Here is an 8,131-nt window from a genome sequence, read left to right on the forward strand (position 1 = left end):
CCCTAGTCGACGACCCCCACCGGCCGGGCCACGAACACCGGGCTCGCGCGGCGTCCCTTCTCCGCGAGCAACGCCCAGGCCGTTCCGTCCGCATCGACCGCGGCGTGGACGCCGGCGAACTCCCCGGTCGGCTCCAGCCACTTGCCGTGCCGCAGCTCCCGGGCCTCCGCCTCGCTGATCCGCCGCACGGGGAAGGCCCGGCTGATCGCCTCGTCGAGGGTGAGCGACATCCCCGGATGCTCGGCGAGCTGCTCCAGCGTGCGGGCATCATCGAGGGAGAATGGACCCACCCGCGTGCGCCGTAGACGGGTCAGGTGGCCTCCGGCGCCGAGCGCGGCGCCGAGATCGCGGGCGAGCGCGCGGATATAGGTGCCGCTCGAGCATTCGACCTCGACGTCCAGATCGAGCAGGTCCCCCTCCTGGCGGGCCTCCACCACCTCGAACCGGGTGATCGTCACCTCTCGGGAAGGCAGCGTGACCTCTTCGCCGGAGCGCACCCGCTGGTACGCGCGCGTGCCATCGACCTTGATCGCGCTGACCGAGGACGGGACCTGCTCGATCACTCCGGTCAAGGAAGCGATCACTGGCGCGTAGTCGCTCGCGGTGAAGTGGCTCGCGGGCCGCTCCGCGATCATCTCGCCCTCGGCATCGTCAGTCGTGGTGGCTTGCCCGAGCCGGATCGTCGCGTGGTATTCCTTGGTCGCCAGGCTCAGGTGGCCGAGCAGCTTGGTGGTTCGCCCCACGCCGAGCACCAGCACGCCCGTCGCCATGGGGTCGAGGGTCCCGGCGTGACCGACGCGCCGCGTGCCCAGGATCCGCCGCGCGCGCCCCACCACGTCATGGCTTGTCATGCCGGATGGCTTGTCGACGACCACCAGACCGCCCAGGGCGTGCCCGCCCTCGCGCTCAGGCACCTGCACCGACCTCCTGGGGAACGATGATCAATGCGACGATGAGGCCGCGCTCCACCCGCCACTGGCCCTCCAGCGTGCTGAGCGGCTCCCCCTCCCGGGCTGTGCCGTCGATGAGGATGCGCGAGGAGAACGTCCCCGTCGCTGTCGCCTCCGCGCGGCTGGACTCGGTGACGTCGATGGTCACATGGGCGTCCTCGAAGCCCAGCCATCGCCCCGTGATCGGGAACCATGCCTTGTAGGTGGTCTCCTTCGCGCAGAACAGCACCTTGTCGAGATGGATGCCCGGGTGCTCGGCCGGGACGGCCCCGGCGAGCCAATCCCGCTCCTCGGGGATGCTGATGCTCGGGAGCACACCGCCCGGGAGGGCCGAGTGCGGCTCCGCATCGATGCCGATGGCGCGCGCGTCCGCGGACAGGCCCACCACCGCGGCCCGGTAGCCCGCGCAGTGCGTCATGCTTCCGATCACCCCGCCTGGCCAGGATGGCGCGCCACGATCGCCCTTCAGGATCGGCATGTGCTCCGCGCCGGGGACGCCCAGCGTGCTCATGGCGCGGCGGGCGAGGTAGCGAACCGTGAAGAACTCGGCCTGGCGCTTGGGGACGGCACGCGCCACAGCGGCGCGCTCCGATTCGGGCACGAAGATGCCCCGCGGGTCCTCGAACGCCTCCGCCGCCACCAGCGGGTCCTGCACGAGCTTGTCGATCACGGGGTCTCCTCACGGCGGAAGCTTGCGGGCAACATCAGCGGCGGTGGCGGGTTCACCGGCGCGGGGAGGATCTGGCGCAGCACTGGGCTAGGCAGGCCCCGGCGCTTCCACTCCGGCGGATAGCCGATCGAGACCTCCTCGAACGGAACACCATCGTAGAAGGTACGACGCGGTACGTGGAGGTGCCCGTAGACCACGCTGACCGCATGGTAGCGGCGATGCCAGTCCGCCGTCAGGTCCGTGCCGCACCACAGCGCGAACTCCGGGTAGCGCAGGATGCGCGTGGGCTCGCGGCGCAACGGCCAATGATTCACCAGCACGGTTCGTGTGCCCTGCGGCAGATCATCGAGCCGCGCCTTGGTCTCCGCGACGCGCGCCTGGCACCACGCGTCGCGCGTCAGGTAGGGCTCGGGATGCAGCAGGAACTCATCAGTAGCCACCACTCCGCGATCGCGCGCCACCGTCAACGCCTCGCCGCGCGTGGCGGTTCCAGCCGGGCGCCAGGTGTAGTCATACAGCAGGAACATCAGGGCGATCGTCACCGGACCGCCCTCGCCCTCCCACACCGGCCATGGGTCCTCGGGAGTGACCACTCCGATCTCGCGGCACAGGCGCACCAAGTAGTTGTACCGCGCGACCCCCTTGACCTGCATCGGATCGCGGGCAGTGGTCCACAGCTCGTGATTGCCCGGCACCCACCTCACGCGCGCGAAGCGGGACCGCAGCACCGACAGCGTCGATCGGATCTCGTCGCTTCGCTCGGCCACGTCCCCCGCCATGATCAGCCAGTCCTCCGGGGACTCCGGCTGGATCATGTCCAGGATGTCGGCATTACCACGATGCCCCACATGCACATCGGACACCGCGAATAGTTTTGCCACGAATCGACCTCCTCCAACGCTTCCAGTATGCCGTGCCGGTCCGCGCCGCTAGCCACGCGGTGACCGGTTCTGCCGGTCGGCCCCCACCACCAGCCAGCGATCGCCCCGGGCGCGCCACACCACCGCGCCCGCCCGCGCGCAGATGAACACGGCCAGCCCCGCCCAGATCCCTGGCAACCCCCAATCGAGCAGCAGCGACAACCAGATCATGGGCAGGAACGCCAGCACCGCGGAGAGCACCGTGGCCGTGCGCAGGAACGCGGCATCGCCACTGCCGAGCAGCACCCCATCGAGCGCGAACACCACTCCCGCGATCGGGACGAGCAGCACGAGGACCCACCACACCGAGGCGACACTGCCCAGCACGCCCGGATCGCTGGTCAGCCACGCCGGGATCGTGGCATGGCCGAGCGCGAAAGCCGCCGCGAGGAGCAGCGAGAACACCACCGACCAGCGCGTGATGCGCCAGGTCATCGCCCGCGCCGCGGTCGCCGCGCCCCCGCCGAGAGCAGCGCCGATCAACGCCTGGGCCGCGATGGCGAGGGAATCGAGCATCAGCGCGATGAGGTTCCACAGGTGCAGCATCAGCTGGTGCGCGGCGACCGAGCTCGCCCCGAACCGGGCCGCCACCGCTGCAGCAGAGATGAAGCAGGCCTGGAAGGCCAGGCTGCGGATGATCAGGTCACGACCGAGCACGACCTGCGCGCGCATCACCTCCGGCCGCGGCCGGATCGCTATGGGACAAGCCGATCGCTGCCGCTCGCGGTGCAGGGCCGCGAGGAAGAGCAGCGCCGCGCAGGCCTGGCCGATGACGTTGGCGACCGCGGACCCGACGAGGCCCATCGCGGGGGCGCCGAGCAGGCCATGGACCAGCATCGGGCACAGGATCGCCGATACGCCGAGGCCGGTCGCGACGAGGACGAGCGGCCGGACCGTGTCCTGCACGCCACGCAGCCACCCATTGCCGGCCATGGCGATGAGGATCAGCGGCGCGCCCAGGATCGCGACGCGGAGCCATTCGGCCGCGGGGCCCGCGATCGCGGGATCGCCGGCCAGGACCCCGACGACCGGGCCCGCCGCCCACGAGACGACCACGATGATTCCCAGACCGATGCCGATGGCCAGCCATGTCGCCTGGATCCCCTCCGCGACGGCCGCGGAGCGATCACCAGCGCCGTGGTGGCGGGCCGCGCGCGCGGTGGTGCCATAGCTGAGGAAGGTGAGCTGGGTGGTCACCTGGGCGAGGATCAGCCCGCCGATGGCCAGGCCCGCGAGCGGCAGCGCCCCGAGCCTGCCCACGACCGCGAAATCGTAGAGCAGGTACAGCGGCTCGGCGGCAAGCACCCCGAGCGCAGGGAGGGCCAGTCGCAGTATCCGTCCCGGGGTCGCCGGGGGAATGGCCTGCTCAGCCAAGCTCGCGCACCAAATCCGCGATGACCGCCTCCTGGTCACCCGTGGCGTTGAACCCGGCGGAGCGCGCGTGGCCGCCTCCCCCGAAAGCGGCCGCCACCCGGGCGACATCAACGCATTGCTTGGAGCGCAGCGACACGGCCCAGCGCGCGGGGCCCGTCTCCTTGAGCACCGCCGCGACCTCTGCCTCCGCCGTGCCACGCACGATGTCGATCACCGTTTCCCGCTCGTCCTCGGGCAGCCCCAGCAGGTCTGCCTCGTGGACGGTGGCGAGCACGAGGCCCTGGCCCCCCGCCACCTCCGGCAGCAAGCGCGCCCCGCCCAGCACGGTCGAGAGCATCCCGAGCCGACCGAACGGGTGCGTGTCGAGCAGATCCCGGGATATCGCTACCGCGTCGATGCCGCAGCCAATGAGCTCCGCCGCGAGCACGTGCGCCTCGGGACCGCACCACCGGAACGAGCCTGTATCGGTGACCAGGCCGGCGTAGAGGCAGTGCGCGATATCGCGAGGGAAGGGCGCCTCGCCGAATTGCCGGAGGATCCTCGCCACGAGCACCGTGGTGGAATCCGCTGTGGCATCGATGTAGTTGACATCGCCGAAGCCAGCGTTTGATCGATGATGGTCGATCACGATGCTGTGGGCCGCTGTCCCGACGTACCCGGCGAGCTCGCCGAGGCGGTCCGATGATGCGGCATCGACCGAGATGAAGGTGTCGACGGCCGCGGGCACATCGGACGGGCGCATGATGTCCCCGGAACCGGGCAACGTGGCGAACACCTCCGGGAGGGCCGAGGGCTCGGCGAACGACACCGACACGCGGGTACCTCGGGAACGCAGGAACGCCGCGAGCGCCAGACCGCTCCCGAGCGTGTCCGCATCCGGGTGGATGTGGCAAGCGATCACGGCATCGCGCGCCCGCGCGAGGAGCGCGGTGACCTCATGCAGGGCCTGGTCATGCCCCGCGCCGCCATTGCTGGGGTAGGCAGGCACCGTTGCTACCGTGCTTCGCTATCGCCCTGTTCGGCCGCCGGCGCGCCAGGGACATCCAGGTCCTCGTCGTCCAGGCTTTCGTCGTCGGGGACCTCGTCATCGACCTTGTACGGATCGGGATCGCCGGCGTAGGTGGCGTTCTCCCGGGCCCGGGCGAGCTCCGCGTCCGCGGCGCGGGCCTTGGCGAGGAGCTCCTCCATGTGGCGCGCGGTGTCCGGCACGGAGTCGAGCTTGAACGCGAGGCTGGGCGTATAGCGGACCCCGGTGCCGGCGCCGACCCGGGTGCGGAGCTGGCCCTTGGCCTTCTCGAGGGCAGCGGCAGCGCTGTCGAGATCAGCGGGCGAGTCGAGATCCCGGCCGCGCACCGTGTAGAAGACCGTGGCGTCGCGCAGGTCATTGGTGATGCGGGCGTCGGTCATCGTGACGAACTCGAGGCGAGGATCCTTGATCTCGTGCTCGATGGCGGTGGCGACGATGGTGAGGATGCGCTTGGCGAGGCGGCGGGCGCGGGCTGGGTCAGCCATCACGGCCCCCTTTCGTGTGGTGCGGTTACTGGTTTCTCGCGCCCCGGCAGTGGTGCTCCGGGGTGCCAAGCTCGGTGGCGTTCAGTCTTCTGGGCCGAGGATACGTCGCCTGGCGGAAAGCAGCTCGATCTCGGGCCTTCCGGCGACGTGGCGCTCGCAGGTATCGAGCACGGCATGCACGTGCCCGGCATCGCCACTGACGGCCGCGATACCGATCAGGGCGCGCCGCAGCAGGTCAGGATCACCGACCTCGCTGCTGGCGACCCCGAGCTTCTTGAGGTCGGCGAGGATCGGCTTGATCACCGAGCGCTTTCCCTTGAGGGAGTGGAGATCCCCGAGGAGCACATCGAGCTCGAGCGCGCCAACGTACACGTGGTGACCGGCCTTTCCTGCGCGGGCAAGCGTGGGGACCAGAAGAGGGGCATCGCTGGCATGGCGATGCCCCTCTTCGTCGTGGCTACCCGCGATGGACACGGCTAGCCTGATGGATCATTCGCGGGGCTTCTCCCGCATCTCGTAGGTCTCGATGATGTCGCCTTCCCGGATGTCGTTGAACGACAGGGTCATACCACATTCGAAGCCTTCGCGGACCTCGGTGACATCGTCCTTCTCGCGTCGCAGCGACTGGATCGGCGTCTGCTCGGCCACGACCATGTTGTCGCGGAGGATCCGTGCCTTCGCGTTGCGGCGCACCACGCCCGAGAGCACCATGCAGCCCGCGATGAGACCGATCTTGGAGGACTTGAACAGCGCGCGGATCTCGGTGCGACCGAGCTCCACCTCCTCGTAGACCGGCTTGAGCATGCCCTTGAGAGCCTGCTCGATCTCCTCGATGGCCCGGTAGATGACCGAGTAGTAGCGAACCTCGACGCCCTCGCGGTTGGCGAGCTCGGTGGCCTTGCCCTCCGCGCGGACGTTGAAACCGATGATGATGGCGTTCGAGGCCGAGGCGAGGTTGACGTTCGTCTCGGTGACGCCACCGACACCGCGGTCGATGACGCGCAGTTCCACCTCGTCGCCCACATCGATGCCGAGCAAGGCCTCCTCGAGCGCCTCGACGGTGCCCGAGTTGTCGCCCTTGATGATGAGGTTGAGCTGGTGGGTCTCCTTCAGCACCGAATCGAGATCCTCGAGGCTGATCCGCTTGCGGGACTTCGCGGCCAGAGCGTTGCGCTTGCGCGCATTGCGCCGGTCGGCGATCTGGCGAGCGATCCGGTCCTCGTCGACCACGAGAAGGCTGTCGCCTGCTCCGGGCACGGAGGTGAAGCCCACGACCTGCACGGGACGCGACGGGAATGCTTCCCGCACGTCGTCGCCGTTCTCGTCGAGCATCCGGCGGACGCGCCCGTAGGCATCGCCAGCGACGATCGAGTCGCCCACCCGCAGCGTTCCGCGCTGGATCAGCACGGTCGCTACAGGGCCGCGGCCACGGTCGAGATGAGCCTCGATCGCGACGCCCTGAGCGGACTGCTCCGGGTTGGCCCGCGGGTCCAGCGTGGCGTCCGCGGTGAGGAGCACCGCCACGAGCAGGGCATCGATATTGATGTTCTGCTTGGCGGAGATCTCGACGAACATCGTCTCGCCGCCGTACTCCTCGGCCACGAGCCCGTACTCGGTGAGCTGCTGGCGGATCTTCTCCGGGTTGGCGCCCTCGACGTCGATCTTGTTGACGGCCACCACGATCGGGACGTCCGCGGCCTGGGCGTGGTTGATCGCCTCGACCGTCTGCGGCATGACGCCATCGTCAGCGGCGATCACGACGATGGCGATGTCGGTCGCCTTCGCGCCACGGGCGCGCATGGCGGTGAACGCCTCGTGGCCCGGGGTGTCGATGAAGGTGATCAACCGCTCGTTGCCCTCGAGCACCGTCGGCACCTGGTAGGCACCGATGTGCTGGGTGATGCCACCGGCCTCGCCCTCGCGGACGTTGGCCTTGCGGATGGTATCGAGCAGGCGGGTCTTGCCGTAGTCGACGTGACCCATGACGGTCACCACCGGTGGGCGGTGCTCGAGGTCCGCCTCGACGCCCTCGTCCTCGCCGAAGGTGAGGTCGAACGAATCAAGGAGCTCGCGGTCCTCGTCCTCGGGGCTGACCACCTGCACGTTGTAGTTCATCTCGCTGCCGAGCAGCTCGAGGATCTCGTCGCTCACCGACTGGGTGGCCGTGACCATCTCACCGAGATGGAACAGCGCCTGCACGAGCGCCGAGGGGTTGGCGTCGATCTTCTCGGCGAAGTCCGCGAGCGAGGCGCCCCGGGCGAGACGGATGGTCTCGCCGTTGCCACGTGGGAGGCGGATGCCACCCACGCTGGGTGCCTGCATCGAGTCATATTCCTGGCGCTTCTGGCGCTTGGACTTGCGGCCCCTGCGCGGGGCGCCACCGGGACGACCGAACGCGCCCGCGGCACCGCCGCGGCCACGACCGCCCCCGCCGGGACGACCACGGAAGCCACCGGGCGCGCCTCCTGGCGCTCCGCCCGGGGCACCACCTGGTGCGCCGCCGGGAGCACCACCGGGACCGCCGCGGAATCCACCACGAGCGCCTCCTCCACCGGGTGCTCCGCCGGGTCGACCGGGACGGCCTCCGGGGGCGGGGCGGGCAGAGCGCGAGGGCATCTGGCCGGGGTTGGGGCGAGCGGGCATGGAGCCGGGGCTAGGCCGCGTGGGCATCTGGCCGGGCGACGGGCGCGGACCACCCTGGCCAG

The 8,131-nt window shown here is 70.0% G+C and carries 8 protein-coding genes; all 8 read right to left on the minus strand.

The window, feature by feature from the left end:
• Positions 1-2: 2 nt before the first annotated feature.
• A complete protein-coding gene (gene truB, locus HT102_RS02960; RefSeq protein WP_408611290.1) occupies positions 3-920 on the minus strand; it encodes a tRNA pseudouridine(55) synthase TruB in 918 nt (305 codons plus the stop codon).
• Entirely contained in the window at positions 907-1,620 is a 714-nt protein-coding gene (locus HT102_RS02965; protein ID WP_192037885.1) for a 4'-phosphopantetheinyl transferase family protein, read from the minus strand. The genes truB and HT102_RS02965 overlap by 14 nt, the downstream gene beginning before the upstream one ends.
• Complete coding sequence (locus HT102_RS02970) at positions 1,617-2,501, minus strand: metallophosphoesterase family protein (RefSeq protein WP_192037886.1); 885 nt, start codon at positions 2,499-2,501, stop codon at positions 1,617-1,619. Before HT102_RS02970 ends, HT102_RS02965 begins: the two co-directional genes overlap by 4 nt.
• A 48-nt stretch (positions 2,502-2,549) precedes the next feature.
• Positions 2,550-3,914: an MATE family efflux transporter gene (locus HT102_RS02975; protein WP_225443068.1), complete on the minus strand. Its 1,365-nt coding sequence runs from the start codon at positions 3,912-3,914 to the stop codon at positions 2,550-2,552.
• Entirely contained in the window at positions 3,907-4,902 is a 996-nt protein-coding gene (locus HT102_RS02980) for a DHH family phosphoesterase (protein ID WP_333473251.1), read from the minus strand. Before HT102_RS02980 ends, HT102_RS02975 begins: the two co-directional genes overlap by 8 nt.
• A gap of 5 nt (positions 4,903-4,907) precedes the next feature.
• Positions 4,908-5,426 (minus strand): 30S ribosome-binding factor RbfA, encoded by a 519-nt coding sequence (gene rbfA / locus HT102_RS02985; protein WP_192037888.1) that lies wholly within the window; start codon positions 5,424-5,426, stop codon positions 4,908-4,910.
• 81 nt (positions 5,427-5,507) lie between these two features.
• Positions 5,508-5,798: a DUF503 domain-containing protein gene (locus tag HT102_RS02990; protein WP_192038033.1), complete on the minus strand. Its 291-nt coding sequence runs from the start codon at positions 5,796-5,798 to the stop codon at positions 5,508-5,510.
• Positions 5,799-5,915: 117 nt separating this feature from the next.
• Positions 5,916-8,131: translation initiation factor IF-2 (infB, locus tag HT102_RS02995; protein WP_192037889.1), on the minus strand; the 2,216-nt coding region annotated here is incomplete at its 5' end.

It is taken from the genome of Lolliginicoccus lacisalsi, from assembly GCF_014841105.1.
In the GTDB taxonomy this organism is placed as follows: domain Bacteria; phylum Actinomycetota; class Actinomycetes; order Mycobacteriales; family Mycobacteriaceae; genus Lolliginicoccus; species Lolliginicoccus lacisalsi.

Excerpts from the sequence above, each read along its gene's own strand:
- rbfA (WP_192037888.1), bottom strand. The coding sequence starts at position 5,426 with ATGGCTGACCCAGCCCGCGCCCGCCGCCTCGCCAAGCGCATCCTCACC.